The organism is Aequorivita todarodis (assembly GCF_028561335.1).
In the GTDB taxonomy this organism is placed as follows: domain Bacteria; phylum Bacteroidota; class Bacteroidia; order Flavobacteriales; family Flavobacteriaceae; genus Aequorivita; species Aequorivita todarodis.
Genome location: NZ_JAQQTG010000006.1, coordinates 20,584 through 46,130 on the forward strand (window position 1 = coordinate 20,584; position 25,547 = coordinate 46,130).

Consider the following 25,547-nt stretch of genomic DNA (forward strand, 5'->3'; position numbering starts at 1 on the left):
TAATATTGATGTAGGCTTTTTTTATATACATAAATCAACGAAAAATGGACATCATAACTACAATAATCATTGCTGTCGTTGGTATTGTGATTGGGTTTTTTATTGCAAAAATACTGGAGCGAAACAACGCTTCCCAGCTTATAGCCAGAGCAAAAAAAAGCGCAGTATCAATACTGAAAGAAGCGAAAGCCGAAGCAGAGACGATAAAAAAAGACAAGATACTTCAGGCCAAGGAAAAGTTTTTGGAATTGAAGTCTGAACACGAAAAGGTAATCCTCAACCGCGACAAAAAGATTTCGGAAGCAGAAAAAAGAATTCGCGATAAGGAATCACAGGTTTCCAGCGAGCTCGCAAAATCAAAAAAGCTAAATGCTGAATTAGAAGAAAAACAAACCGATTACAACGAAAGGATCTCGATACTTGAAAAAAAACAAAGCGAGGTAGAGAAACTGCACCGCAGCCAAGTGGAACAACTGGAAGTAATCAGCAGCCTTTCCGCGGAAGACGCGAAGGCACAGCTAATGGAAAGCCTTAAGGACGAAGCCAAAACACAGGCAATGGCCTATGTCCAAACGTCCATGGAAGAGGCAAAAATGACCGCCCAGCAGGAAGCCAAAAAAATAATCGTCAATACCATTCAACGTATCGGGACCGAAGAAGCTGTTGAAAACTGTGTTTCGGTTTTTAACCTTGAAAGTGATGACGTTAAAGGTAGGATTATTGGCCGCGAAGGGCGAAATATCCGCGCTATTGAGGCCGCAACAGGGGTCGAGATAATTGTTGACGATACCCCGGAAGCCATTATCCTTTCCTGTTTTGATTCCGTAAGAAGGGAAATTGCCCGTTTGTCGCTGCATAAATTGGTGACCGATGGCCGTATCCATCCCGCGCGTATTGAAGAAGTGGTCCAAAAAACCACCAAGCAAATAGAGGAAGAAATTATTGAAGTCGGCAAAAGAACCGTTATCGATTTAGGAATCCACGGGCTGCATCCAGAACTTATAAAAGCAGTGGGGCGTATGAAATACCGTTCCTCTTACGGTCAAAACCTTTTGCATCACTCCCGCGAAGTTGCACGACTTTGTGGCGTAATGGCGGCGGAACTCGGTTTAAATGCCAAACTGGCAAAACGAGCTGGATTGCTCCACGATATAGGAAAAGTACCCGAAACCGAGACTGAAATGCCCCACGCACTTTTGGGAATGCAGTGGGCAGAAAAGTACGGCGAAAAACCAGAGGTCTGCAACGCCATCGGCGCCCACCACGATGAGATTGAAATGACGGGATTATTGTCTCCAATTGTTCAGGTTTGCGATGCTATTAGCGGCGCCAGACCTGGAGCAAGACGTCAAGTGTTGGACTCTTATATTCAGCGTTTGAAGGATTTAGAGGACATCGCTTTTGGTTTCGGCGGTGTTAATAAAGCGTACGCCATACAAGCGGGCCGCGAGCTTCGTGTAATGGTGGAAAGCGATAAGGTAAGCGATGAAAAGGCCGCCCAACTGTCCTTTGAAATTTCACAAAAGATACAAACCGATATGACCTATCCGGGACAAGTGAAGGTCACCGTTATTCGTGAAACGAGAGCGGTTAATATTGCAAAATAATAGCCCCCTAACCCCCCAAGGGGGAACTCTTACTGAAACCCAATAAAAAGCTCCGAAAGGAGTTTTTTTGTTTTTCACAACAGTGGAATTCCCCCTTTGGGGGCGGAGGGGGCTAGGCTTCCTTTCTTGGGTGGTACCGATTAATGACCTCCGTTAAATGCTTCCTGTCAATATGTGTATAAATCTCGGTAGTGGTAATGCTTTCGTGACCGAGCATTTGCTGAATGGCGCGAAGATCTGCTCCATTTTCCAAAAGATGGGTTGCAAAAGAATGACGAAAGGTATGGGGACTGATGCTTTTCCGAATGCCTGCTTTTTCGGCCAAACGTTTCACGATGGTAAATATCATTGCGCGCGTTAACGGCCTTCCGTGCTGGTTTAGGAAAACGGTATCCTTTGCCTTGGGGTCAATTTCTTGGTGCACGCGAATCTCCTTCCTGTAAATAGTAATGTATTTTTCGGTAATTGGCCCAATGGGCACCAAGCGTTGCTTATCGCCCTTGCCCGTAACTTTTATAAAACCTTCCTCAAAAAAAAGGTCGGAGATTTTAAGGCTTGTAAGTTCTGAAACCCGCAGGCCGCAGCCATATAGCGTTTCGAGGATTGCACGGTTGCGCTCGCCTTGTTTTGAGCTCAGATCTATTGCGTTTATAAGCGCATCAATTTCTTCAACAGCCAAAGTATCTGGCAATTTTCTTCCCAGTTTTGGGGCTTCAATAAGCTCTAATGGGTTGGTTTTTCGGTAATCCTCAAAAATTAGGTAATTGAAAAACCCTTTCAAACCCGAAATCAATCGGCTTTGGGAACGGGGATTTACTTTTTTGGCAATTTCATAAATGAATTGTTGCAGCGTTTCTTCCGAAATGGAAACGGGGGAAATGTCCATTTCATTGGTTTCCAGCCAGCGCATCAGTTTTTTTACGTCCAATGAATAGTTGATGATGGAATTTTCGGAAAGCCCACGCTCCAAACGGAGGTAGTTTTGATAATCCTTCAAAGTTTCGTTCCACTTCATACCGCTATATTACTATTAAAAACAATAGTTAACAAAAAACTAAATGTATTTTAAGGCATAACATTAAGGGTATCTTTGCGTTTTAATTGAAACCTCAAAAAAAAAATTATTATGAAAAAATTGATTGTAGCAGTACTTACATTATTTATTGGCACCACCGCTTTTTCGCAGGAACTTGATCTTGGGGTAAAAGCTGGGGTTAACTTTTCAAAAATTTCAGACATAGATAATCTTTCCAATAAAACGGGTTTTCAGGCGGGTGTTTTCGCCGGAATTAAGTTTACCGACAAGGTAGGTATTCAGGCGGATGTGCTGTATTCCCAGCAGGGCGCTGAGTTTGATTACGGAAAGTTTGACCTGAATTATGTAAACATCCCAATTGTTTTGAAATACTATTTAGTGCAAGGATTAAATGTTCAAGCAGGACCGCAATTTGGGTTTATTTTGGATGATGATATTTATGATGATCGCTTTGGAACCAATTCAATTGATGCCAATACAGAAAAAAGTGATGTGTCGGGAATCGTGGGCGCAGGTTACGATTTTCCGTTCGGGATTAGAGTGGACGCCCGTTATAACTTTGGTTTTACGGATGTCGTAAAAGACACTAAGAGCAAAAACAATGTGTTTTCGGTAGCCTTGGGGTATTCGTTCCTATAAAAACCTAAAATTTAAAATAGTAAAGCCGCCTGATTTGGGCGGTTTTTTTTATAAAATAATTAAGAAAAGGCCGCGAAAAGGCTTAAAAATTGGTTGTTTTTTCGTTAAAATATAACAAAAGACGGGAATGGGATATTTAATATTTTGGTTCTTTGGGCTATTAACGAAAAAAATCAGATGATATGAAAAAGTTATGTTTTATTACAGCAATTACAATTATGTCAATAACTGCAATGAAGGCCCAAGAAGTTAGGATTGGCGCCAAAGGTGGTTTAAACCTGGCAACTTTTAGCGGTGATGTTGAAAATGCAGACAATAGAACAGCCTTCCATCTTGGGGGATTGGTAGAGATTCCATTCAGCGAAAGATTTTCCATCCAGCCAGAGATTTTATATTCGGCCCAGGGAGCTAAATACGACGACGCGGGTTCCTTTGGAGGCGTGCCGTATAACTATACGGTCACTACCAAATTAGATTATATTCAAGTACCCGTGATGGCCAAGGTATATTTAGTGGAAGGCCTTGCACTGGAAGCCGGCCCACAGGTGGCATTTTTAGTCAATGACAAATATGAATATGACGGAGATTTAGGTCCGTTTGAAGGTAGTGGCGAAGGTGATTTAGATGAAAATGATCTTTCAACCATAGATGTATCCTTAGGCGCAGGTGCTTCCTATAGACTGCCCATGGGTTTGTTTTTGGGAGCCCGATATAACTTTGGGTTAAGCAACGTAAACGACGCTGCCGATAAGGATGATTATAAAATACATAACAATGTATTGCAGCTTTCGGTAGGTTATTCATTTTAAGGAAACAACTTCTTTGTGATAAGTTATTGAGTTTTAAAGCCGTCCTGAGAGGGGCGGCTTTTTTTGTTAAAAATTTTAGAAAAATATGATTTTAATCATTTAAAGAAATATGAATTTATCGTTCATTTGTTACGGTTAGTAATAAAACGCCTTTTTTGAAAACCTATCGATTTTCAAAATCGATTCGAATATTAGAAAATTATTTTTATTTTAGTATTTAGCTATCTGTAAATATCCATGTTACATATGTTATAGGTTTTGTAACATATACTTATTCTTGATAGTACCATTATTTATATATTTGAACTGACGCTATTGTCAACAACCTTAAATTTTAATTATTATGAAAAAACTTTTACTTCTTACTGCAGTTGCATTATTTGCATTTACTACTGCGCAATCCCAAGAATTCCGCATAGGGGCTAAAGCGGGTTTAAACGTTGCTTCCATCGGCGGTGATTACGTTGGTGGTTTAGATCCCCGCGTAAGTTTTCACTTAGGTGGATTGGTAGAAATACCATTGGCAGGAAAATTCGCCCTTCAACCTGAGCTTTTATATTCTTCCCAAGGCGCCAAATACGGTAGTTATCTAGGAGTTGATTTAGGAGATTATGAAGAAAAGATTCTTCTAGATTATATAAATGTTCCGATTATGGGAAAATATTATATAATAGAAGGCTTGAGTGTTGAGCTTGGACCGCAAGTTGGAATTCTTGTTAATGCGAAGTACAAAGGTGAAGATGAAGATGGTTCTTTTGATGTTGATGCAAAAGAAGATTATAATTCTTTAGATATTGCAATAGGTATTGGCGCTAGTTATCGTTTGAATAACGGCGTATTCTTTAGTTTAAGATTTAACAAGGGATTAATGGATATTTCTGACGATGATGACGAATATTTTGAGGAAGGAAACTATTACAGATATTCCTATAAAAACCAAAACAACGTTTTCCAGGTTTCAGCGGGATATTCCTTCTAAAACTACTTGAAAATTATTTTATAAAAGCAGGAGCCAGGTTCCTGCTTTTTTTTATTTGATATATTTACGATATGAAAATAATCATCATCAACGGTCCAAACCTGAACCTGCTCGGCAAACGTGAAAACGATATCTATGGGGATGTAAGCTTCAACGATTTTTTTGAAAGCTTACGAAAAAAGTATGCAAACCAAGAGATTTCCTATTTTCAGTCGAATATAGAAGGGGAACTGATCGATAAACTTCAGGAAGTCGGTTACAACTATGACGGTATCATTTTAAACGCTGCGGCCTACACCCATACTTCCGTAGGTATCGCAGATGCCGTAAAGGCAATATCTACGCCTGTTGTGGAAGTGCATATCTCCAACACCTTTTCAAGAGAGGATTTTAGACACAAAAGCTACATTTCGCCAAATGCAAAAGGGGTGATCGTAGGTTTTGGGTTGCGCGGCTATGAGTTGGCTTTGCAGAGTTTTTTGAAATGACCCCTTCCGTCTTTCAAGTCGCGAAAAGCGATTTGAAATCCACCTTCCCCTGAAAAAGAGGGAGAAGGCATTTTTGATAAATAAAAAAAAAGCTCCGAGTTGGAGCTTTTTCAGTCTTATGTCTTCCGTCTTAAAGCGAAGCGGTCTTACGTCTATAAGTGAATCACTTCCCCATAAGCATCGGCGACCGCTTCCATTACGGCCTCGCTCATCGTTGGGTGCGGGTGGATTGCTTTTAACACTTCGTGGCCAGTGGTTTCCAGTTTTCTTCCCAAAACAGCTTCGGCAATCATATCGGTTACGCCAGCACCAATCATATGGCAACCCAGCCATTCGCCGTATTTGGCATCAAAAATCACTTTTACAAAACCGTCCTTTTCACCCGAAGCACTTGCCTTTCCGCTCGCACTGAAGGGGAATTTTCCAACTTTCAGTTCATATCCAGCTTCCTTGGCTTGCTTTTCGGTCATCCCCACACTTGCAATTTCTGGCGAAGCATACGTACAGCCCGGAACGTTTCCGTAATCAATCGGTTCTACGTTTAAACCGGCAATTTTTTCAACACAGGTTATTCCTTCGGCAGAGGCAACGTGGGCGAGGGCAGGGCCGGGCACCACATCGCCAATGGCGTAGTAGCCCGGAATGTTGGTTTGGTACCAATCATTCACCATAATCTTTCCTTTATCGGTAACGATGCCAACTTCCTCCAGTCCAATATTTTCAATGTTTGAGGCAATTCCCACAGCGGATAGCACGATTTCTGCTTCCAGCGTTTCTTCGCCTTTGGAAGTCTTCACGGTGGCTTTTACCAGTTTTCCAGAGGTATCCAATTTTTCTACGGAAGAATTGGTCATCACTTTAATACCCGCTTTTTTGAAGGAGCGCTCAAATTGTTTTGAAACGTCCTCATCTTCCAGCGGCACAAGGTTTGGCAAAAATTCAACGATAGTTACCTCGGTGCCCATGGAGTTGTAGAAATGTGCAAACTCAACGCCTATGGCGCCACTGCCCACAACTATCATACTTTTTGGCTGTTTTTTTAGTGTCATCGCCTCGCGGTAGCCAATCACTTTTTTGCCGTCCTGTTTTAGGTTTGGCAATTCGCGGGAACGCGCACCGGTTGCAATGATTATATGGTCTGCGGAATATTCCTTTCCGTCAACATCTACTTTCTTTCCGGGTTTGATTTTTCCGAAGCCGTTGATAACGTCAATTTTGTTCTTCTTCATCAAAAACTGCACGCCTTTGCTCATGCCATCGGCCACACCGCGGCTCCGTTCAATTACTTTTCCGAAGTCCTTATCAAATTCCTTTACGGTTAGCCCGTAACTGTCTGCATGTTTTAGGTAATCAAAAACCTGGGCGCTCTTTAAAAGCGCTTTGGTAGGGATACATCCCCAGTTCAGACAAACGCCCCCAAGGCTTTCCTTTTCAATGATGGCGGTCTTTAAACCTAATTGTGAAGCCCTTATGGCGGTAACATAGCCGCCCGGACCGCTTCCTAAAACTATTACGTCGTATTTGCTCATTTTTTGTGTTTAAGTCAGAATATTTGAAGGTACGAAATTACAAAATTCCAAGTAACAAGCACCAAATTCCAAATAAATTCCAAATAACAATCCAGATAGCTATCGGGGCCAAAACCCAAATAAATTCCAATAGTGAAAATTCAAAAAACAAAAAATTCCAAAAGATTGCCCCTTTGGAATTTTATTTTTTGGTTTTCGAATTTATTTCTTTTGAAAATTAAGTGAAAGCGAATTCACACAATACCGTTGTCCCGTTTCGGTGGGTCCATCCTCAAAAACATGCCCCAAATGGCTTCCACAGTTGGAGCATAGAATTTCCGTTCGCATCATTCCGTGGGTGGTATCCTTTATGTATTCCACGGCACCTTCAATGGAATCGTCAAAGGATGGCCATCCGCAATTACTTTCAAACTTGTTGTCGCTTTTGAAAAGCGGGGTGTGGCACGCACCGCAAAGGTAGGTGCCGTTTTCAAAAGTAAGATTGTATTCCCCGGTTCGTGGAAACTCCGTTCCTTTCTCGCGGAGGATGTGGTAGCGTTTTTCGCCCAGTTCCTCGCGCCATTCGGCTTCCGATTTTGTAATGGGATATTTATTTGGATTCTCCATTGTCTGGTATAAATTTTAAGGCCACGCCGTTAATACAGTGTCTTTTTCCTGTGGTTTCCTTTGGACCGTCGTTAAACATGTGTCCCAAATGCCCGCCGCAGGTAGCGCAATGCTCCTCCGTTCTTGTGTAACCAAGTTTATTGTCTGTTGAAAAGACGACATTGCCTTTAATTTCCCTATCAAAACTTGGCCAGCCCGTGCCGCTATCGAACTTATGTTTACTTTCAAAAACGGGGGTTCCGCAACCTGCGCATACGTAGGTGCCAACTCGGTGATTGTCGTTCAACTCACTGGTGAAGGCGCGCTCGGTTCCTTCGTGGCGCAGCACATTGTAGGCTTCGGGAGACAGTTGTGCTTTCCATTCGGCATCGGTTTTGGTCACCTTAAAGGTTTCCTGTTTTGCTGCCTTGCTTTTTTGGGCGGGAGCATTACAACTGAAGAGCAAAAAGCTAAAAACAAATAAGGTGCTTAAAAACTTCATTTTAAAGTTCTATTTTTTCAATTTGCGAATCGTCCATTTGCATCATTTGCAGCAATTCCTTCATTGAAGGGTTTGTTCGGGCAAATTCTGCGGGAACAACAGCTATACGGAATGTTTGATTGTTTGTGAAATCTGTTCCTAAAGTATTTAGATCAAAATTTCCGTCTAAAAATATTTTCACATCCAAAAATGTATGGTCGAAACTATATAATAATGTCCCTTGGTTTAGAAAGTATGTTTGTGGCAGTTGTTCCCAAACATCGATAGGGCCACCATTTCCGGGAATCACTTCAACCAAACGGTAAACCAAAATAGCGTCACTTTCATATACTTCCACATTTGAAGGGTAGGCAATTAAGTTTTCGAAATTATTACCGCTATTGAAATTAACGGTTGTTTCAAAAACCTGTGCATAAACCAATCCACCGTCCAATCCCGGAGGTCCCGGAGGCCCTGGATCGCCTTCGCAGGAAGTAAATAAAACTGTTGTTGAAAGGGCTAAAAAAAGAAGTATGTTTTTCATAATATAGGTTTTTTAAAATTTCTATGGTTTCTGAATGTTCAAAAGTCGTTCCAACTTTTAAGAGTGAATAAATTTAAAGGCTTCCGCAACACTTCACTATTAAAGAAACACTAAAGTTTGTAGTTTTTGGAACAATTATTGAAAAATCCAATTTTAGAATAATTTTAATAGTCTGCTACGTTTTATATTTCTAATTTTAACATTTAAACAAAACCATCATTATGAAATTTTCAAAATCACTTTCCATTTTACTATTGGGAGCGCTCGCAGTGGCCTGTAGTACAAATCCCTTCACGGGAAAACAAACCTTGGCTCTGGTCCCAAATTCGCAGATCCTGCCGATGGCTTTTCAGCAATACCAAGAGTTTTTATCTGAGCATAAGGTTGTAAACAATACGGCAGATGCACGGATGGTTAAAAGTGTAGGGCAAAAAATTGCCGCTGCTGCAGAAAGGTACTTGACCGCAAACGGCTATGCAGGGTATTTGGCCGATTACAGATGGGAATACAATCTTGTGGATAGTAAAGAGGTAAACGCGTGGTGTATGCCCGGGGGAAAAATAGTGGTTTATACGGGTATTTTGCCAATAACTAAGGACGAAGCAGGATTGGCGGCAGTTATGGGCCACGAGGTTGCGCACGCCCTTGCCAACCATGGGCAACAGCGAATGAGTGCTGCCCAATTGCAACAAGTGGGCGCTGTGGCGGGAAATATAGCCTTGGCAAACAACCCGGAGAACCAGCAGATTTTCAATACGGCCTATGGCTTGGGAACTAACGTGGGGGTAATGCTTCCTTTTAGCAGAAGCCACGAAACCGAGGCAGACCATATTGGGCTTATTTTAATGGCCATTGCTGGTTATGAGCCTGCGGTTGCCGCAGAACTTTGGCAACGCATGCAAGCCCAGGAAAACGGAAATACACCACCAGAATTTTTAAGCACTCACCCTTCCAGTAGTACGAGAATCCAAAACATTCAGGCTTGGGCTCCCGAGGCAAGGGCCGAAGCCAGAAAATTTGGGGTTACCAATTTCAAAAGATAGCATAGGGGTCACCTAAATTTTTAATCGATTATTTTCAAAATCCCGCAAGAAGCGGGATTTTTTATTAGTTTAGTAACCTCAAAAAATGGAAAGCCAACATGCCCAACTTACCTAAAGGAAGTAAAAAACTGCTAAATGCCTGGGCTTTTTACGATTGGGCAAATTCAGTTTACAGCCTCGTAATCGCTTCGGCTATTTTTCCTATTTATTATCAGGCACTTTTTAAAACAGCTGATGTTACAACGGTTTCTATTTTGGGTGGAAATATTCGCAGCACGCCTTTAATTAGTTATACCACGGCCGCAGCATTTTTGTTGGTCGCTTTTATTTCGCCATTGCTTTCGGGGATTGCCGATTATGTGGGCAATAAGAAGAATTTTATGCAGTTTTTCTGTTATCTGGGGGCGCTATCGTGTATGGGGCTTTATTTTTTCAGTATTGAGAATATTCACATCAGCCTTCTTTTTTATTTTTTTGGATTGATCGGCTTTTGGGGCAGTCTGGTTTTCTATAACTCCTATTTGCCCGATGTTGCTTTTCCCGAGCAGCAGGACAGGGTGAGCGCCCGCGGCTATTCCTATGGATATATAGGAAGTGTTGTTTTGTTGCTTTTCAATTTGGGAATGGTCATGAACCCTGAAACCTTCGGGTTTGGGGAAGGGGGCGAGGCAAGTATGGAGGCCATGCGCTGGTCTTTTGTTAGCGTAGGTGCTTGGTGGATTCTCTTTAGCCAGTATTCTTTTTATTTTCTTCCGAAAGGAAACAAAAGTGGAAAAAAAGTAAGCACCAAAATACTTTTGAACGGTTTCCGGGAATTGAAAAGTGTCTATAATTCGCTTTCAGAAAATATTCAGCTTAAAAGATATCTGGCGGCATTCTTTGTTTACAGCATGGCCGTACAGACCGTGATGCTGGTAGCCACCTATTTTGGGGAACAGGAAATTGCCTGGGGGAGCGACGACGCAAAAACAATGGGGTTGATTGTAAGTATTCTTATCATCCAGCTTGTTGCGGTGGGAGGTGCTATTTTAACATCGCGTGCCTCGGGAAAATTTGGAAATATTCCCGTTCTGATCGTAATAAACATAATTTGGGTAGGCATTTGTGTGGTCGCATTTTTTATAGAACTGCCCCTTCAATTCTATGCCACTGCGGGAGTGGTGGGCTTGGTTATGGGCGGAATACAATCGCTTTCACGATCCACCTATTCAAAATTTTTGCCCGACACGAAAGACACTACCTCCTATTTCAGCTTTTATGATGTTGCCGAAAAGATTGGGATTGTAATAGGAATGCTGATTTATGGATTTATCGATCAAATAACCGGGAGTATGCGCAACTCCATATTATTTCTCGTTTTGTTTTTTATGACGGGCGTATTTTTACTATTAAGAGTACCAAGAAATAAAACCAATTAAACAATTTTTGTTTAAGTTTGCGTTTATTACCTACAAACTACTTATTTATGAAGAAAATGTATCTTTTGAAAGGAATGCTTCTTGCATTTATAGTCTTTCAATTTTTTTCCTGTGAAAACGAGCCCCTCACAGGTGAATTTGTCCAAGAGGAGCAAAACGATGCCGATGAAGGACAGTTTAAAGCCCAAATTGCCGGACAGGAATTTATTGCAGCCTCAACCAGTGCAACAATGACTTCTGAAAATGAATTGGTTATTACAGGTTCAAAACCCGGTGGAGAAGATATTGTTTTGGGCATTGCCAATGCTGCGGTTGGAACATTTAGCTTAACCACAGGAGGTACCAATGAAAATGCCGGAGCTTATTTTGACGGTTCGGTAAACCTGCTTCCTTATATTTCTGCCCAAGCCTTGGGAGGTTCGGGACAATTGAAGATTACCGAATTGAATACCGACGCAAAAACGGTTTCGGGAACCTTCAGTTTTGTAGGGTTCCGTGTAAAGGTTGACGGAAATGGCGACCCGGTCCTTGACGGAAATGGCAATCCCGTTATGGAAAGCATCGAAATTTCAAGAGGCGCATTTAATGCAATATCATATATCCTTGACGATACCGGAGGCGGTGGCGGAAACACTCCCGAAAACGAATTTTTCGCAAAAGTGGACGGCGTTGATTTTGTACCCGATACTATTTCGGTTACAGAACCCTTAGTCGGCGATGTACATATGATCAAGATTGAGGCAAGGAATGCCGAAAGACAGCTCATGCGTATTGATATTCCGCGTTCATTGGGTGTGGGTACCTTCAATATGGTCCGAATTTCAGATGGAACAAAATTGATAGCCCTGTACAATGCCGGCGATGGCGCGGAAAACCTTACTTCCGATCCCGGAACGATAACAATTTCTGAATTTGACCTTGAAGCGGGAGTGCTGAAAGCTACTTTCAACTTTACGGGAACAGATCCGCTAAACCAATTGCCGGATATAGTTGAAGTAACGGAAGGCAGTTTTACCGCATATTTTGAAGGGGTTCCCGGGGCAAACAATACCTTCTCTGCAAATATTGACGGAGCAGCGTATGCTCCAGATGAGCTAATTGTTGAAACATCTGTTGTTAACCAGTATCCAAGAGTTTCAATAACAACGACCAAAGACGACAAAAGGATGGTGCTTACGTTCCCATTGACAGTTACCGAAGGTACTTTTGAAATGGGAACCGAAGTTATTGATGGTGATGAAATTGTAGCAACCTACACGCCAGTAGTCGGAACGTCAATTACCTACGTTTCAATTCCCGGAAGTTTGGTGATTACCAATTACGACCTTGCCAACGGAATCATTGAGGGAATCTTCAACTTTACGGGAAGGGATGCTTCCGGACAAGATCCGACGATTTATCAAATTACGGGAGGGGAATTTTTAGTGGTACTTCCGTAAGAAAAAATACAGCCTGCCGCAAAAGCCGTCTTTGGGATATCCTAAGACGGCTTTTTCAATTCTCGCTTTGCGATTTTCAGAATAAAAGCAAGAGCATAACTGGCACAACTCTTGAATTATAGAAGAAAAGAGGCTGTAAAACGTTTGATATTCAGCGTTCTTTCATAAAATAAATAGAAACTTTATACTAATTAGACACTGTGCGCAATTCATTTGTGACACAATGTCCTAAAACAATATATGGCAAATTCAAAACTTACATCATTAGACAAGTTGTCATTTCAGGATTTAAATGAAGATGCAGAATTTATCCCGCTCATGTCTTCCGAAGACGAAGATGCAATGCACAAAGAAGAGCTTCCTGAAATACTTCCCATTTTACCCCTTAGAAACACCGTGTTGTTCCCCGGCGTTGTAATCCCGATTACTGCGGGACGCGATAAGTCAATTAAACTTATAAACGAAACAAACAAGGGGAATAAGGTTATAGGCGTAGTTTCACAAAAGGATGAAAATGAAGAGGAACCAGATATTGGGGACATCAATACCATTGGTACCGTGGCCCAAATTCTGAGGGTCCTGAAAATGCCCGACGGCAATACTACGGTAATCATTCAAGGAAAAAAGCGCTTTGAGGTTACAGAGGTGATAACCACCACTCCATACATGACCGCGACCATTAGAGAGGTAGCCGAAGCTCGTCCTGAAAAGGAAAGCGAAGAGTTTAGGGCAATCATCGATTCCATAAAGGAAATGGCGCTGCAAATAATCAAGCAAAGCCCGAATATTCCCTCGGAAGCGGCCTTTGCCATAAAAAATATTGAAAGCTCCAGTTTCCTTATCAATTTTGTTTCTTCAAACTTAAATATTGAAGTTGAGGAAAAACAAGCGCTTTTGGAAATAAACAACCTGAAGGATCGCGCACTGGAAACGCTTCGGTATATGAATATGGAAATCCAGAAGCTTTCGCTCCGCAACGATATACAAAGCAAAGTCCAGAGCGACATCAACCAACAACAGCGCGAGTATTTTCTTCAACAACAGATGAAAACCATTCAAGAGGAATTGGGCGGTTCAACAATGGAAGAAGAGATAGAGGAGATGAGCGTACGTTCCAAAACCAAAAAATGGAGCAAAGAGGTTGAAAAACATTTTCAGAAAGAGCTTTCCAAAATGCAACGCATGAACCCGCAAGTGGCAGAATACAGCATTCAGCGCAACTATTTGGAGCTGCTTTTGGAATTGCCTTGGAACAAATACAGCAAGGACAAGTTCGATTTAAAACGCGCCAGAAAAGTTTTGGATCGCGACCATTACGGACTTGATGACGTTAAAAAGCGGATCATCGAATACTTGGCGGTTTTGAAATTGCGAAACGATATGAAATCGCCAATCCTTTGCCTTTACGGCCCTCCGGGAGTTGGTAAGACTTCTTTGGGAAAATCAATCGCAGAAGCCTTGGGCAGAAAATACGTACGGATGAGCTTGGGCGGCCTTCGCGATGAAGCTGAAATCCGCGGGCACCGAAAAACCTATATAGGTGCCATGCCCGGACGGATTGTTCAAAGTATCAAAAAGGCAGGGACCAGCAATCCCGTTTTCGTTTTGGATGAAATTGATAAAATTTCAGCAAGCAACCAGGGAGACCCGTCCTCAGCGATGCTTGAAGTGCTGGACCCAGAGCAAAACAATTCGTTTTACGATAACTTTTTGGAGCTTGGCTATGATCTTTCCAAAGTGATGTTTATTGCTACCTCAAATAGTTTGAGCACCATTCAGCCCGCATTGCGAGACAGGATGGAGATTATAGACGTTACAGGTTATACCATAGAGGAAAAGGTGGAAATTGCAAAAAGGCACTTGCTTCCAAAACAATTGAAAGAGCACGGAATGAAGAACGATGCCCTGAAAATCGCGAAGCCACAACTTGAAAAAATCGTGGAAGGATACACCCGCGAAAGTGGCGTGCGAGGTTTGGAAAAACAGATCGCCAAAATGGTCCGTTATGCCGCGATGAAAATTGCGATGGAAGAAGCATACGAAGTGAAAGTTACCAATGAGATTATCGTTGAGGTTTTGGGCGCCCCCAGGATGGAACGCGATAAATATGAGAATAACGATGTAGCAGGCGTGGTTACGGGCCTTGCGTGGACAAGGGTTGGTGGCGACATACTTTTTATAGAATCTACGCTTTCCAAAGGAAAAGGTACTTTAAATATGACCGGAAACCTTGGAAAAGTCATGAAGGAATCTGCCACCATTGCTTTGGAATACATAAAATCCAATGCCGAGCAGTTAGACATTAATCCAGATATTTTTGAAAATTATAATGTCCATATTCACGTACCGGAAGGAGCTACGCCAAAAGACGGGCCAAGTGCTGGAATAACGATGCTCACTTCCTTGGTTTCACTTTTTACACAGCGGAAAGTAAAGAAATCCATTGCGATGACCGGAGAAATAACACTTCGCGGCAAAGTGCTGCCCGTTGGCGGAATTAAGGAAAAAATACTTGCCGCAAAACGCGCCCGTATCAAGGAAATTCTTCTTTGTGAAGACAACAAACGCGATATAGAAGAAATAAAACCCGAATATTTAAAAGGCTTGACTTTCCATTACGTTAAGGATATGAGCGATGTCTTGAATCTGGCATTGACAAAGGAAAAGGTAAAAAACGCCAAAAAACTTTAAACAGTTTTCCTTAATGATTTCAGTTGTAAAAACCGTTGCGTTTTGTAATATTTTGACGATAGTCCCAAATTCTAAAGGGATTGTCGTCAAAATTTTTATTTCATTTTTTAGGAATGGGAAAAAAGGAGGTTTTGTTCATTCTTGTTTCAGAAAGGTAAAAATGCGCATTGGGGCTATCAATTATATTTTTTTAAAAAGAACAAATGTTATGGATGTTTCTTTCCTTTGCAAAAATAAATTATACTTGCATTCGTTTAGTTTTTAGTTACGGTAACTCGCGTCTATGGCCCAAAAGGTTTTTTTAGTTGTTTCGCTTTTTGTATCTCAGCTTTTGGTAGCGCAGATAGGGGGAAGGGCAACGTATCAATTCCTGAATTTGGTGAACAGTCCAAGAATGGCTGCCTTGGGCGGAAAGGTGGTTACAAATTACGACTACGACCCTACACAAGGCCTTTTCAACCCGGCGAGCATCAACCCGGCGATGGACAACCAATTGTCGCTTAACTACACAAACTACATTGGCGATGTAAACTACGGTACCGCTGCATACGCTTATCTTTGGGACCGAAGGACGCAAGTATTGCACGCAGGGGTAACCTATGTGAATTACGGAAAATTTGATGGGTATGATGAAACTGGAAACCCAACCAGCAGTTTCAGCGGGGGTGAAGTGGCCCTTTCCCTTGGCCATGCCAGAAACATTGCATTTACCAACTTTCACGTTGGGGTAAACCTGAAACTTATTTCTTCAAAACTGGAGAATTATTCCTCATTTGGGGGCGCGCTGGATATCGGCCTTATGTACGTGTATGAAGATTGGGACCTTCACATAACCGGAGTTGCCAGAAATATTGGGACACAATTTACACCTTATCACGAAGAATACGAACCGTTGCCGTTTGAGATAATTTTAGGAATTTCACAAACTTTGGAAAACATTCCGATTCGTTGGCATTTCACAATGGAAAATATGCAGCAGTGGAATATTGCATTTGCAAATCCCGCCCGATCCGAAACCGACCTGGAAGGAGAGACCACTGAAGAAAAGATTACTTTTGTTGACAATGCTTTTAGGCATATGATCGCGGGAATTGAACTTTTTCCCGAAAGTGGATTCAATATCCGTTTGGGTTATAATTTCAGGCGGGGCGAAGAGCTCCGTATTATTGAGAAACGCTCCTTTGCCGGACTTAGCGCGGGCTTTGCGATTAAATTGAATAAATTCAGGCTGAGCTATTCCTATTCAAAATATAGTTCTGCGGCATCATCGAGCTTCTTTGGGCTAAACATAGACCTTCAGTAATGCATAAAATTACCATCGCCATTGACGGATATTCCTCTACGGGAAAAAGCACGGTTGCAAAACAACTTGCCGATTCTTTGGGCTATGTCTATGTGGATAGTGGGGCTATGTACCGCGCCGTAACACTTTACGCGATGCAAAACGGCATTATTTCAAAAAAACATTTTGACACTGAAAAATTAAAAGAATCACTTTCCTCAATCCATTTAAAATTTAAAAAGGAAGCAGGCTGGAACAAAGCGCACATTTTTTTGAACGGAACAGATGTGGAAAACGAAATCCGCAATCTTGAAGTTTCAGAATTTGTGAGCCCTATAGCCACTGTTCCCGAAGTGCGGACAAAATTGGTTGCCCAGCAGCAGCAAATGGGGCAGGAGAAGGGAGTGGTAATGGACGGTCGCGACATAGGAACGGTAGTTTTCCCCAATGCAGAATTGAAAATTTTTATGAATGCCTCTGCGCCCGAGCGTGCACAAAGAAGGTATAAAGAACTTTTGGAAAGGGGAGATGTCGTTACCTTTGATGAAATCCTTAAAAATATCAAGGAGCGCGACCATATTGACACCACCCGGGAAGATTCCCCATTGCGAAAGGCTGCTGACGCTATTGAAATAGACAATTCTGAAATGAATCTTGAAGATCAATTCCACGTAGTACTGCAATTGGCAAAAGACCGAATTGCCGGCCGCGTTTAAAATTTTCCCTTTCACAAACTTCCTTTTTTCTTAAATCTTTTCTATACTTGGGCTATCCTAAAAATTCATAAAAAATGGGCTTTTTTCAAGAGTTTAAAAATTTTGCCATAAAGGGAAATATGATCGATATGGCGGTGGGTATTGTTATTGGTACCGCTTTCAACAACGTTATCAGCACCATCGTCAAAAAAATTGTGATGCCACCTCTTTCCTTGCTCACCGATGGCGTAAACCTTTCGAACAAAAAATATGTGCTCCGTGCCGCCACGGATTCTGCAGAAGAAGTAACCGTGGGTTATGGAGAGCTAATTGAGGTTCTGATCGATTTTTTCATAATTGCGTTTACTATCTTTTTGGTAATTAAAATAATCAACCGGTTTAAGAAAAAATCTGAAGACCCCCACGACAAAACAGTTGAAACGCCCAAAAACATTCAACTTCTTTCAAATATTGAAAAGTTAATGGAAGAGCAAAATACACTTTTGAAAAGCAAGAAAGACTAAGGTCCAACCTTTCTAGCCGATGCCTTGCTGGTCTTTGTTTTTCCAACTTCGCTGAATTCAAACGTATAGGTATTCTTATGGGTAGTCAAAATCTTGATGAGTATGGCCTTTTTTTCAGCCTGATTTTTTGGATGGAGTTTCTCCAAAACATATTCACAGTCATTGATCCAGCGAATGGAAGAGGTATCGCTTTTGCCATCAAAAAAATCAATTTCAATGGAATCGTTGCGGGTTATGGTTGTTTTAAATACTTCCGTACCGGAAAGGGCCTCAAACTCGAACGTTCCGGTCCTAAAATCGGAGCAATTACGCTCACCCTCATAACAACTGGCGAAAAAAAGTAAGGAAACTAAAAGGAAAGAAAAACGCATTTCAAATTTTTTATGCGAATTTCCGAAATTTTACCGAAAGCAGCTCAGTTTTGGTAAACATTAAAGCTGCCATCCCTGTAAAAAATGACAATCCTTTCAATAGTTTCTGAATTTTGATTGCTCCGAACGGTTTTATCAGCTTCCACATTATTTTTATTTGAAAAAAGATCTTCCGCAGCAATTGGTTTTTGTTTTGGAGCAGCTATGGCATTTCTATTTTCAGGAATCGTGGGGAAAGAGCCTTTTCCGAATAGGAGCCAATTCATTTCCACTTCCGGAAATTGCTGAAGTAGCTTCATTACAAATTCCAAGCTCGGCTTATTTCTTCCTGATAACAAATGTGAAATAGTGGAGCGGTTAAAATCCAATTTTTCTGCAAATGCGGTGGCCGTAATACCGTAATATTCCAGTATTTTTTCAAGCCTTTTTACGAAATCCGAGCTGTTTATCATTGTAACATTAGTTGTACCCAATTAACGGTTACAAATGTAAATTATTTTAAGCCATCTGCCTAAAAACAATAGAAATATTACATTTTTAATTATAATTATACTTTATATAAAGTACTATAAAATACTAATAAGCAGATATTTAATTATCATTTTATATATTTGATACCAAACATTGTAAATTCACGTGTAAAACATACGCGTTATGTTTACCGATGTAAGCAAGAAGATGCATTTTTCTTGTTTACACTTGTAAACTAAGCATTGTTTAACTTTGTAAACTTCAAATTTGAGTATGGAAATAAACGGTTGGTATCGGGATCATTTTGAATTTCGGATAGGCGGTAGATATATTGCAATGCGGCACATTTATCCGTTGCTGGATATGTATAAATTGAAGTATGAAATTTCGGTTCCCGGGCTTTCGGAAATGGGTCAGGATATTCCGTTGATTAAAATTGGGGGAGGTTCTGAAATTGTTTTGGGCTGGTCCCAAATGCACGGAAATGAATCTACCACGACCAAGGCGCTTTTCGATTTTTTAAAGTTCATAAGTCAGAAACAGTATTTTCAAACTGAAATTGAGGAATTTTTACATAAATATACTTTTTACGTTTTCCCGATATTAAACCCCGATGGCGCTAAATTATACACCAGGGAAAACGCGAATAATATCGATTTAAACCGCGATGCGAAGCGTTTATCGCAAAAGGAAAGCCAATGCCTGCGTAAAATATTCGATGCCGTTAAACCGTCGTTGTGCCTTAACCTTCACGACCAACGCTCCATTTATGGTTTTAAGGACGGCAAGCCAGCCACGGTTTCGTTTTTAGCTCCCGCCGCCGATGAAAAGCGAACGACAACAGATTCCAGAAAAATAGCGATGCAGCAAATCGTTAAAATGAATACTTTTCTGCAGCAGTACATACCGGGGCAGGTGGGGAGGTATGACGACAGCTTCAATGAAGCCTGTGTTGGCGACACCTTCCAAAAAGCTGGTGTGCCTACCATTTTGTTTGAGGCAGGACATTTCAATCGGGATTACCAGCGTGAAACAACACGTGAATTTATTTTCTATTCCTTGCTCTCCCTGTTTGAAATTATTGGCGGCAAGAGCCAATCAATACGCTATGGGCAGTATTTTGACATTCCTGAAAACCTTAAAAACTACAACGATTTCATCCTTCGAAATGTAAAACTACCGGATGAAAAAAAGTTGGTTTCCATTGCGGTTCAATATGAAGAAGTTTTAAGGAATGATGAGATAATCTTTTCACCGGTAATTGACGCAATAGGAAATTTGAAAAATAAATTTGGCCATAAGGAGAAGGATGCCAAAGGAGCCGAAATTTTAACAAATTCGCAAGATAAATTAACAGTTGGGACTAATATTTCAGAAATAATAGATAAATTCGATAAATCGATAATTTATTTTCAATAATTAAGTTCTTTTATATAATAAAACTTTCTAATTTTGCGGAAAAGAACAAAAAAGTTATGGCAAAATTTAAATTAGACGATACAGATCACAAGATTCTCGGTTTATTGATCGATAATACACGAATTCCCTTTACCGATATTGCAAAAAAACTCGATATTTCTGCGGGAACTGTCCACGTACGCGTAAAAAAGATGGAAGATGCCGGCATTATAACCGGATCCTCGCTTCAGGTTGATTATAAAAAACTGGGGTATTCCTTTATAGCCTATGTGGGGGTTTTCATTTTTAAAACTTCGCAAACACAGTTTGTATTGGAGCGAATAAGCCACATTCCGTTTGTGACCGTGGCCCACGTAACTACGGGAAAATTTAATATTTTCTGTAAAATCAGGGCGCGGGACACGGCGCACGCCAAGGATATTATTTACGAAATAGATGATATTGAGGGTGTTAGCCGTACGGAAACCATGATTTCTATGGAGGAGAGCATTAACGACAAAAAAAGATTGCTCCATTCTATTTTCAAAGAAATATAATATTTTTTACCCAATTTTATATTAAAGCCTTTGCCTAACAGCAAAGGTTTTTTTTATCTTTCGTAAAAAAAGTATATGCTCCCTACAGCTATTTCTCCTTCAGAATATAATCCGTATTACGGACACTACATAGGGTTGGTAGAAAACATCAATTTGATGGATGCCCTTTCAGAGGGGCTGAACGCTACCCACGGATTTTTTGAGGGCATACCCCCTAATAAATGGAACCACCAATATGCGGCCGGCAAATGGACACCCAAGGATATACTGCAGCATATTGCCGATACCGAAAGGGTTTTCGCTTACAGGGCTTTATATTTTGCCCGTAGCAATAATGCCGAACTCAAAGGATTTGATGAAAATATATTTGCTGAAAATGCCCTTGCAGGCACCAAAACAGTTGCTGATCTTTTGCAAAACTATGTTGCCGTGCGCAACGCTACGCTAAATCTGTTTAAAAATTTTGACGAGAGCCAATTGAAGCAGAAGGGCCGGGCCAATGGAAGCGATATGTCCGTCAGGGCTGCGGGATTTGTAATTTGTGGCCACGAAATACATCATTGTAACATACTACGGGAGCGTTATCTATAATGAAAGTTTTTAAGCTGTTAAAAGAAACATATTTAAGCTGGGATAAAAATGATCCTTGGGCAAAGAGTGCCGTTATCGCTTATTATGCACTTTTTTCGCTGCCGTCATTACTGATTATCTCGGTCCATTTTGCGGGCATTTTTTTTGGCAGGGAAGCTGTGGAAGGCAGAATAACAAGCGAAATTGGTAGCCTGATAGGAAAGCAGAGCGCAGACTTGATACAAACAATGATCATAAATGCAGCACTTTCGGAAAGTTCGGTACTCTTCATTATTTTTGGGATTGGGATATTGATTTTTGGGGCCACGGGTGTTTTTTTTCAACTTCAAAAAGCATTGAACGATATTTGGAGTGTTCGTGCCAAAAAAAATACAATCCTGGACACTTTAAAGCGAAGGGCTATTTCCTTCGGGATGGTGCTGGTTATCGGTTTGTTATTGCTTATATCTTTGGTTATAACTTCGGCCATAAATGCCCTGAGTGATGTTATAGGCAACTACTATACAGACCTTTCGGCCCATATCGTGGAAATTCTAAATTTTATTTTTTCACAAATCATAATTACTTCGCTATTTGCGGCAATCTTCACCTTGCTTCCCGATGTAAAAATAAAATGGAAAACCAATTTTATAGGCGCTTTTATGACTTCCTTGCTTTTTTTGGTGGGGAAGTATTTAATTGGGTTTTATTTCGCAAAATCGGACCCGGCTTCCATCTATGGAGCTGCGGGAAGTTTGGTGCTTATTCTTTTATGGGTCTATTACACCTGTCTTATTTTATTTTTTGGAGCAGAGTTTACGGTCAATTGGGCAATCTATCGAAACATAAAGATTGAACCCACCAGCAATGCGACACTTTCCTATGAGCGCGAAATGGAGGAGTTGCGCGAATACAAGCGAAAGGTGGAAGCCGATAAAAAAAAAGCCGAAACCTTACGGGGTAATTGATTCATTATAATTCCTTAACAAAGATTAGTAAAAGATTAATATCGGAAAATTGATAGTCCGGTCTGCGCATGCTATTTTCCATGGAAATTAATTGTTTAACTGATAAAATGAAAAAGATTATGAAGAAGAGAATCGCAATTTTAGCCACAGACGGATTTGAGGAATCTGAATTGAAATCCCCCAAAGAGGCGATGGAAAATGAAGGTTTTATTGTTGACATTGTAAGCGAAAAGGAAGGAAAAATTAAGGCCTGGGCAGATGGCAATTGGAGCAACGAATACACTGTTGACAAAACACTGCAAAATGCTACTGCCAGTGATTATAACGCATTGGTACTTCCCGGCGGTGTTATAAACCCTGACAAGTTGAGAAGAAACGATCATGCCTTAATGTTTGTGAAGCATTTCTTCGAACAAAAGAAACCCGTAGCGGCCATTTGCCATGGACCACAGATCCTAATTTCGGCAAATGTTGTAAAAGGAAGAAAAATGACTTCATTTAGTGCTATTAAAGTTGATTTAATCAACGCTGGAGCAAACTGGGTTGACGCAGAAGTCGTTGTTGACGAAGGTTTCGTAACCAGTAGAAACCCGAATGATTTGCCTGCTTTCAATTCAAAATTGATCGAGGAAATTAAAGAGGGCAAACACGAACTTCAGCATGCATAATAGCAAGCGAAAGTTTTGAAAATAAAAAAGAGGCAATCACGCCTCTTTTTTTATGGAAGAGGATTATTCCTCTTCATCCATTTTCTTTTTGTCCGGAATTTCGCTTATTGGCTCGTTGAAATCTGCATCATCGTAGTCGTCTTCGTCAAAATTTGCCATGCTTGTTTCAAGGCGCGAACTGACTTTTACCAGATATATTGTATCGTCAGTCCTTACCTCGACTGCTTCCACAGTTTCATTTTTGGCATTTTTGAACGTGATAACGTGGTCGTCATCATACCCGTCAGGATATTTTTCAACCAATAATGAAAGTATCTCTGGGGTCAACTTTCGGTAATCTACAATGACTCGCTTCATTTAATATTTAATCTTTTGGTTTGTGGTTATAAAACTATTCAAAAATTGATGACTTAAAAATATTTTGAAGAAAATTTTCAGAAATTTTTATAATAGTGAAATGCCCTGTAAATCAAATCGTTGCTAACTATGCAGTCCGTTCTGTGCTTGCCGATGTCTTCCAAAAGAACAAACAGCACTTGCCCGTTTCTGTTTTTTTTGTCGAAGACCAGCAGTTTTATGATGGCTTCAATATCCCTTTTGCTGAAAGTTTGCTTCGGAAAATACTTGAACATCGTTTTTGAAATATCGAGCAATGATTCGTTCGGAAGCCCATACGTTTCCATTGAAATGTAGGTAGCCAAAACTATTCCCGCCGCAACCGCTTCGCCGTGCAACAGGGTTTTCTTATCGGGGGCTTCAAGAAAATAGGATTCTATTGCGTGCCCGAGCGTGTGGCCGTAATTGAGGGTCTTTCGCAGGTTCTTTTCCAATGGATCTTTGGCGACAATTTCTTTTTTGATTTCAATGGAGTCCCAAATCAAGGCTTCAAATTCCGGTTTCTTGGAAACATCGATGTTTTTTATGCGCTCCCAATATTCCTTGCCGTGGATTATGCCGTGTTTCAACATTTCGGCAAGGCCGGACGTAATGTGCTCCGGTGGCAACGTATTTAGAAATTCGGTGTCTAAAATTACCATTTCGGGAAGATTGATTACGCCAATTTGGTTTTTTAAAGGCCCCAGATCAACCCCGTTTTTACCACCAATGGAGGCGTCAACCATTGCGAGTAGGGAAGTGGGGATATTTATAAAGGAGATTCCGCGTTTAAAAGTGGAAGCCACAAAACCACCAAGGTCGGTAACCACGCCGCCGCCAAGGTTGATGATTAGGCTATTTCTATCTGCGCCCTTTTCAGAAAGGGCTTCCCAAACTTTTAAGCTCGTGCTTATGTTTTTATGGATTTCACCTTCTAAAATCGTAATTATTTCGGGGACAATTTCAACATCTATCCGTTTCAATAGATAGTGCAGGCAGTGTTTATGGGTATTTTCATCGGTTATAACAAATACTCCGGAAGGTTTTGACTCCATTAGTAAATCTGAAAAGACCTCCCAAGCGGTCCCATTGCGAAAGACCTGACCTTTTTCATTTAGTGCTTTTCCCATAACTTATTGATATTTCTCATATATTTAAAAGTTCAAATCTAAGTATATTTGCACACTTTATTTTACTTTTTATATGACCTCAAACTCCCTCTTCGACAATACTGAAATTGCATTTCAACTAAAAAGTGATTCCGAACTGGAACGCGCGTACTTTCTTTTCAAAATGATTTCCAAGGAACCCTTGGTAAGAATTGGTTCCGCGGTTACAAAATTCGCATTAAATGTAAACCTCCCGGTAGAAGGTCTGATACGCGCAACGGTTTTTGACCATTTTTGTGGCGGCGTGAATGAGAGGGACTGTATGCCTACCGTGGAAAAGCTTTTTAATGTGGGGGTTTCTTCAGTATTGGACTTTTCAGTGGAAGGAAAAGAGGAAGATGCACAATTTGAGGCCACGACGGATAAGGTAATTGAACTGACCGAACTTTCCAAAAACATGGAAGCAATGCCCTTTTCGGTCTTTAAGCCCACGGGATTGGGAAGGTTTAAAGTTTGGCAAAAAATCACGGAGAACCAGCCGTTGACCGATACTGAAAAAGGATATTGGAAAAATATAGAAAGCAGGTATGATCGGGTTTCAAAAGCAGCCCACGATTGCGGAATCCGTTTGCTTATTGACGCCGAGGAATCTTGGATGCAGGACGCTGCCGACGCGCTTTGTGAAAAAATGATGGAAAAGTACAATACGGAACGTCCTATTGTTTTTAATACTTTGCAGTGCTATCGTTGGGACCGGTTGGAATATTTAAAAAAACTGCACAAAAAGGCCAAAACGAAGGGATATAAACTTGGGTTTAAAATCGTGCGCGGCGCCTATATGGAAAAGGAAAACGAGCGGGCAGTGGAAAAAGGATATAAATCCCCAATCTGCGAGAGCAAAAAGGCCACCGATGACAATTTCAACGAAATAATGAAATATATTTTGGACAATCTTAATGATATTGAATTGTTCGTAGGAACGCATAACGAATACAGTACCTATCTGGCATTGGATATGATGACGGAAAAAGGAATTTCAAAAAGTGATGATCGGGTTTGGTTTGGCCAACTTTTCGGGATGAGCGATCATATTTCGTTCAATCTTGGAGCGGAAGGGTACAACGTTGCGAAATACATTCCTTTTGGCCCTGTGAAAGATGTGATGCCTTATTTAATACGCCGTGCTGAGGAAAATACTTCTGTCGCCGGACAAACCAGCCGGGAACTTACGCTATTGAAAAAGGAAAAGGAGCGAAGAAAGCTTTAAGAAA

The 25,547-nt window shown here is 40.9% G+C and carries 27 protein-coding genes; 18 read left to right on the plus strand and 9 right to left on the minus strand.

All coding sequences use genetic code 11. The features are described 5' to 3' along the window. The first annotated feature begins 44 nt into the window (after positions 1–44). Entirely contained in the window at positions 45–1,607 is a 1,563-nt protein-coding gene (rny, locus tag POV26_RS01965) for a ribonuclease Y (protein WP_272854809.1), read from the plus strand. Between the two features lie 112 nt (positions 1,608–1,719). On the opposite strand, the gene xerD is transcribed toward rny, so the two are convergent. Then, positions 1,720–2,622, minus strand: coding sequence for a site-specific tyrosine recombinase XerD (gene xerD, locus POV26_RS01970; RefSeq protein ID WP_272854810.1), 903 nt, complete (start codon positions 2,620–2,622; stop codon positions 1,720–1,722). Between the two features lie 111 nt (positions 2,623–2,733). Here xerD and POV26_RS01975 point away from each other — a divergent pair, with 111 nt between their 5' ends. The 4 genes from POV26_RS01975 (at position 2,734) to aroQ (ending at position 5,558) form a co-directional block, all read left to right on the plus strand. Continuing rightward, positions 2,734–3,282 carry a porin family protein gene (locus POV26_RS01975; protein WP_272854811.1) on the plus strand — a complete coding sequence of 183 codons (549 nt, stop codon included), beginning with the start codon at positions 2,734–2,736 and terminating at the stop codon, positions 3,280–3,282. Positions 3,283–3,464: 182 nt separating this feature from the next. Then, positions 3,465–4,091, plus strand: a complete 627-nt coding sequence (locus POV26_RS01980) for a porin family protein (protein ID WP_272854812.1) — start codon at positions 3,465–3,467, stop codon at positions 4,089–4,091. A gap of 343 nt (positions 4,092–4,434) precedes the next feature. Beyond that, on the plus strand, positions 4,435–5,070 hold the full coding sequence (locus POV26_RS01985) for a porin family protein (RefSeq protein ID WP_272854813.1): 636 nt from the start codon (positions 4,435–4,437) through the stop codon (positions 5,068–5,070). Positions 5,071–5,141: 71 nt separating this feature from the next. Continuing rightward, the gene (aroQ, locus tag POV26_RS01990) at positions 5,142–5,558 is read left to right on the plus strand and encodes a type II 3-dehydroquinate dehydratase (protein WP_272854814.1); all 417 of its coding nucleotides are present in this window, start codon (positions 5,142–5,144) and stop codon (positions 5,556–5,558) included. Between the two features lie 152 nt (positions 5,559–5,710). On the opposite strand, the gene lpdA is transcribed toward aroQ, so the two are convergent. From lpdA to POV26_RS02010, 4 genes are all read right to left on the minus strand, one after another. Next, the gene (gene lpdA, locus POV26_RS01995; protein ID WP_272854815.1) at positions 5,711–7,087 is read right to left on the minus strand and encodes a dihydrolipoyl dehydrogenase; all 1,377 of its coding nucleotides are present in this window, start codon (positions 7,085–7,087) and stop codon (positions 5,711–5,713) included. Positions 7,088–7,288: 201 nt separating this feature from the next. Continuing rightward, positions 7,289–7,693 carry a peptide-methionine (R)-S-oxide reductase MsrB gene (gene msrB / locus POV26_RS02000; RefSeq protein ID WP_272854816.1) on the minus strand — a complete coding sequence of 135 codons (405 nt, stop codon included), beginning with the start codon at positions 7,691–7,693 and terminating at the stop codon, positions 7,289–7,291. Continuing rightward, the gene (msrB, locus tag POV26_RS02005; protein ID WP_272854817.1) at positions 7,677–8,174 is read right to left on the minus strand and encodes a peptide-methionine (R)-S-oxide reductase MsrB; all 498 of its coding nucleotides are present in this window, start codon (positions 8,172–8,174) and stop codon (positions 7,677–7,679) included. Before msrB (POV26_RS02005) ends, msrB (POV26_RS02000) begins: the two co-directional genes overlap by 17 nt. Position 8,175: 1 nt before the next feature. Next, on the minus strand, positions 8,176–8,697 hold the full coding sequence (locus tag POV26_RS02010; RefSeq protein WP_272854818.1) for a hypothetical protein: 522 nt from the start codon (positions 8,695–8,697) through the stop codon (positions 8,176–8,178). A gap of 221 nt (positions 8,698–8,918) precedes the next feature. Here POV26_RS02010 and POV26_RS02015 point away from each other — a divergent pair, with 221 nt between their 5' ends. The 7 genes from POV26_RS02015 (at position 8,919) to mscL (ending at position 17,789) form a co-directional block, all read left to right on the plus strand. Then, positions 8,919–9,740, plus strand: coding sequence for a M48 family metallopeptidase (locus tag POV26_RS02015; RefSeq protein WP_272854819.1), 822 nt, complete (start codon positions 8,919–8,921; stop codon positions 9,738–9,740). 98 nt (positions 9,741–9,838) lie between these two features. Continuing rightward, complete coding sequence (locus POV26_RS02020) at positions 9,839–11,158, plus strand: MFS transporter (RefSeq protein WP_272854820.1); 1,320 nt, start codon at positions 9,839–9,841, stop codon at positions 11,156–11,158. A gap of 47 nt (positions 11,159–11,205) precedes the next feature. Beyond that, positions 11,206–12,597, plus strand: coding sequence for a DUF6252 domain-containing protein (locus POV26_RS02025; RefSeq protein WP_272854821.1), 1,392 nt, complete (start codon positions 11,206–11,208; stop codon positions 12,595–12,597). Between the two features lie 240 nt (positions 12,598–12,837). Beyond that, a complete protein-coding gene (lon, locus tag POV26_RS02030) occupies positions 12,838–15,288 on the plus strand; it encodes an endopeptidase La (RefSeq protein WP_272854822.1) in 2,451 nt (816 codons plus the stop codon). A gap of 283 nt (positions 15,289–15,571) precedes the next feature. Beyond that, on the plus strand, positions 15,572–16,591 hold the full coding sequence (gene porQ, locus POV26_RS02035; protein ID WP_272854823.1) for a type IX secretion system protein PorQ: 1,020 nt from the start codon (positions 15,572–15,574) through the stop codon (positions 16,589–16,591). Beyond that, positions 16,591–17,286, plus strand: coding sequence for a (d)CMP kinase (gene cmk, locus POV26_RS02040; RefSeq protein WP_272854824.1), 696 nt, complete (start codon positions 16,591–16,593; stop codon positions 17,284–17,286). The genes porQ and cmk overlap by 1 nt, the downstream gene beginning before the upstream one ends. Before the next feature lie 74 nt (positions 17,287–17,360). After that, positions 17,361–17,789 carry a large-conductance mechanosensitive channel protein MscL gene (mscL, locus tag POV26_RS02045; protein WP_272854825.1) on the plus strand — a complete coding sequence of 143 codons (429 nt, stop codon included), beginning with the start codon at positions 17,361–17,363 and terminating at the stop codon, positions 17,787–17,789. On the opposite strand, the gene POV26_RS02050 is transcribed toward mscL, so the two are convergent. Further along, positions 17,786–18,160, minus strand: a complete 375-nt coding sequence (locus POV26_RS02050; RefSeq protein ID WP_272854826.1) for a DNA topoisomerase IV — start codon at positions 18,158–18,160, stop codon at positions 17,786–17,788. The two genes, mscL and POV26_RS02050, sit on opposite strands and share 4 nt — an antisense overlap. A gap of 44 nt (positions 18,161–18,204) precedes the next feature. Next, positions 18,205–18,612 (minus strand): helix-turn-helix domain-containing protein, encoded by a 408-nt coding sequence (locus tag POV26_RS02055; RefSeq protein ID WP_272854827.1) that lies wholly within the window; start codon positions 18,610–18,612, stop codon positions 18,205–18,207. 292 nt (positions 18,613–18,904) lie between these two features. On the opposite strand from POV26_RS02055, the gene POV26_RS02060 reads away from it, so the two are divergent. The 5 genes from POV26_RS02060 (at position 18,905) to POV26_RS02080 (ending at position 22,792) form a co-directional block, all read left to right on the plus strand. Then, positions 18,905–20,050 (plus strand): M14 family zinc carboxypeptidase, encoded by a 1,146-nt coding sequence (locus POV26_RS02060; protein WP_272854828.1) that lies wholly within the window; start codon positions 18,905–18,907, stop codon positions 20,048–20,050. Positions 20,051–20,106: 56 nt separating this feature from the next. After that, complete coding sequence (locus POV26_RS02065) at positions 20,107–20,586, plus strand: Lrp/AsnC family transcriptional regulator (RefSeq protein WP_272854829.1); 480 nt, start codon at positions 20,107–20,109, stop codon at positions 20,584–20,586. 75 nt (positions 20,587–20,661) lie between these two features. Next, the gene (locus POV26_RS02070; protein WP_272854830.1) at positions 20,662–21,177 is read left to right on the plus strand and encodes a DinB family protein; all 516 of its coding nucleotides are present in this window, start codon (positions 20,662–20,664) and stop codon (positions 21,175–21,177) included. Continuing rightward, positions 21,177–22,124, plus strand: coding sequence for a YihY/virulence factor BrkB family protein (locus tag POV26_RS02075; RefSeq protein ID WP_272854831.1), 948 nt, complete (start codon positions 21,177–21,179; stop codon positions 22,122–22,124). Before POV26_RS02070 ends, POV26_RS02075 begins: the two co-directional genes overlap by 1 nt. 119 nt (positions 22,125–22,243) lie before the next feature. Then, positions 22,244–22,792, plus strand: a complete 549-nt coding sequence (locus POV26_RS02080; RefSeq protein WP_272854832.1) for a type 1 glutamine amidotransferase domain-containing protein — start codon at positions 22,244–22,246, stop codon at positions 22,790–22,792. 63 nt (positions 22,793–22,855) lie between these two features. Here POV26_RS02080 and POV26_RS02085 read toward each other — a convergent pair whose 3' ends face one another. Beyond that, the gene (locus POV26_RS02085) at positions 22,856–23,149 is read right to left on the minus strand and encodes a hypothetical protein (protein ID WP_272854833.1); all 294 of its coding nucleotides are present in this window, start codon (positions 23,147–23,149) and stop codon (positions 22,856–22,858) included. A 77-nt stretch (positions 23,150–23,226) separates the two neighbouring features. After that, a complete protein-coding gene (gene aroB, locus POV26_RS02090; RefSeq protein WP_272854834.1) occupies positions 23,227–24,297 on the minus strand; it encodes a 3-dehydroquinate synthase in 1,071 nt (356 codons plus the stop codon). Between the two features lie 73 nt (positions 24,298–24,370). Here aroB and POV26_RS02095 point away from each other — a divergent pair, with 73 nt between their 5' ends. Further along, the gene (locus POV26_RS02095; protein WP_272854835.1) at positions 24,371–25,543 is read left to right on the plus strand and encodes a proline dehydrogenase family protein; all 1,173 of its coding nucleotides are present in this window, start codon (positions 24,371–24,373) and stop codon (positions 25,541–25,543) included. Positions 25,544–25,547: the final 4 nt, after the last annotated feature.

Coding starts and splice junctions, on each gene's coding strand:
- POV26_RS02075 (WP_272854831.1), top strand. CDS start 21,177: ATGAAAGTTTTTAAGCTGTTAAAAGAAACATATTTAAGCTGGGATAAA.
- POV26_RS01985 (WP_272854813.1), top strand. CDS start 4,435: ATGAAAAAACTTTTACTTCTTACTGCAGTTGCATTATTTGCATTTACT.
- mscL (WP_272854825.1), top strand. CDS start 17,361: ATGGGCTTTTTTCAAGAGTTTAAAAATTTTGCCATAAAGGGAAATATG.
- cmk (WP_272854824.1), top strand. CDS start 16,591: ATGCATAAAATTACCATCGCCATTGACGGATATTCCTCTACGGGAAAA.
- POV26_RS02015 (WP_272854819.1), top strand. CDS start 8,919: ATGAAATTTTCAAAATCACTTTCCATTTTACTATTGGGAGCGCTCGCA.
- msrB (WP_272854816.1), bottom strand. CDS start 7,693: ATGGAGAATCCAAATAAATATCCCATTACAAAATCGGAAGCCGAATGG.
- POV26_RS02085 (WP_272854833.1), bottom strand. CDS start 23,149: ATGAAGCGAGTCATTGTAGATTACCGAAAGTTGACCCCAGAGATACTT.
- POV26_RS01980 (WP_272854812.1), top strand. CDS start 3,465: ATGAAAAAGTTATGTTTTATTACAGCAATTACAATTATGTCAATAACT.
- aroQ (WP_272854814.1), top strand. CDS start 5,142: ATGAAAATAATCATCATCAACGGTCCAAACCTGAACCTGCTCGGCAAA.
- POV26_RS01975 (WP_272854811.1), top strand. CDS start 2,734: ATGAAAAAATTGATTGTAGCAGTACTTACATTATTTATTGGCACCACC.
- POV26_RS02055 (WP_272854827.1), bottom strand. CDS start 18,612: ATGATAAACAGCTCGGATTTCGTAAAAAGGCTTGAAAAAATACTGGAA.
- lpdA (WP_272854815.1), bottom strand. CDS start 7,087: ATGAGCAAATACGACGTAATAGTTTTAGGAAGCGGTCCGGGCGGCTAT.
- msrB (WP_272854817.1), bottom strand. CDS start 8,174: ATGAAGTTTTTAAGCACCTTATTTGTTTTTAGCTTTTTGCTCTTCAGT.
- POV26_RS02095 (WP_272854835.1), top strand. CDS start 24,371: ATGACCTCAAACTCCCTCTTCGACAATACTGAAATTGCATTTCAACTA.
- POV26_RS02080 (WP_272854832.1), top strand. CDS start 22,244: ATGAAGAAGAGAATCGCAATTTTAGCCACAGACGGATTTGAGGAATCT.
- POV26_RS02065 (WP_272854829.1), top strand. CDS start 20,107: ATGGCAAAATTTAAATTAGACGATACAGATCACAAGATTCTCGGTTTA.
- lon (WP_272854822.1), top strand. CDS start 12,838: ATGGCAAATTCAAAACTTACATCATTAGACAAGTTGTCATTTCAGGAT.
- porQ (WP_272854823.1), top strand. CDS start 15,572: ATGGCCCAAAAGGTTTTTTTAGTTGTTTCGCTTTTTGTATCTCAGCTT.
- rny (WP_272854809.1), top strand. CDS start 45: ATGGACATCATAACTACAATAATCATTGCTGTCGTTGGTATTGTGATT.
- POV26_RS02070 (WP_272854830.1), top strand. CDS start 20,662: ATGCTCCCTACAGCTATTTCTCCTTCAGAATATAATCCGTATTACGGA.
- aroB (WP_272854834.1), bottom strand. CDS start 24,297: ATGGGAAAAGCACTAAATGAAAAAGGTCAGGTCTTTCGCAATGGGACC.
- POV26_RS02025 (WP_272854821.1), top strand. CDS start 11,206: ATGAAGAAAATGTATCTTTTGAAAGGAATGCTTCTTGCATTTATAGTC.
- POV26_RS02050 (WP_272854826.1), bottom strand. CDS start 18,160: ATGCGTTTTTCTTTCCTTTTAGTTTCCTTACTTTTTTTCGCCAGTTGT.
- POV26_RS02060 (WP_272854828.1), top strand. CDS start 18,905: ATGGAAATAAACGGTTGGTATCGGGATCATTTTGAATTTCGGATAGGC.
- xerD (WP_272854810.1), bottom strand. CDS start 2,622: ATGAAGTGGAACGAAACTTTGAAGGATTATCAAAACTACCTCCGTTTG.
- POV26_RS02010 (WP_272854818.1), bottom strand. CDS start 8,697: ATGAAAAACATACTTCTTTTTTTAGCCCTTTCAACAACAGTTTTATTT.
- POV26_RS02020 (WP_272854820.1), top strand. CDS start 9,839: ATGCCCAACTTACCTAAAGGAAGTAAAAAACTGCTAAATGCCTGGGCT.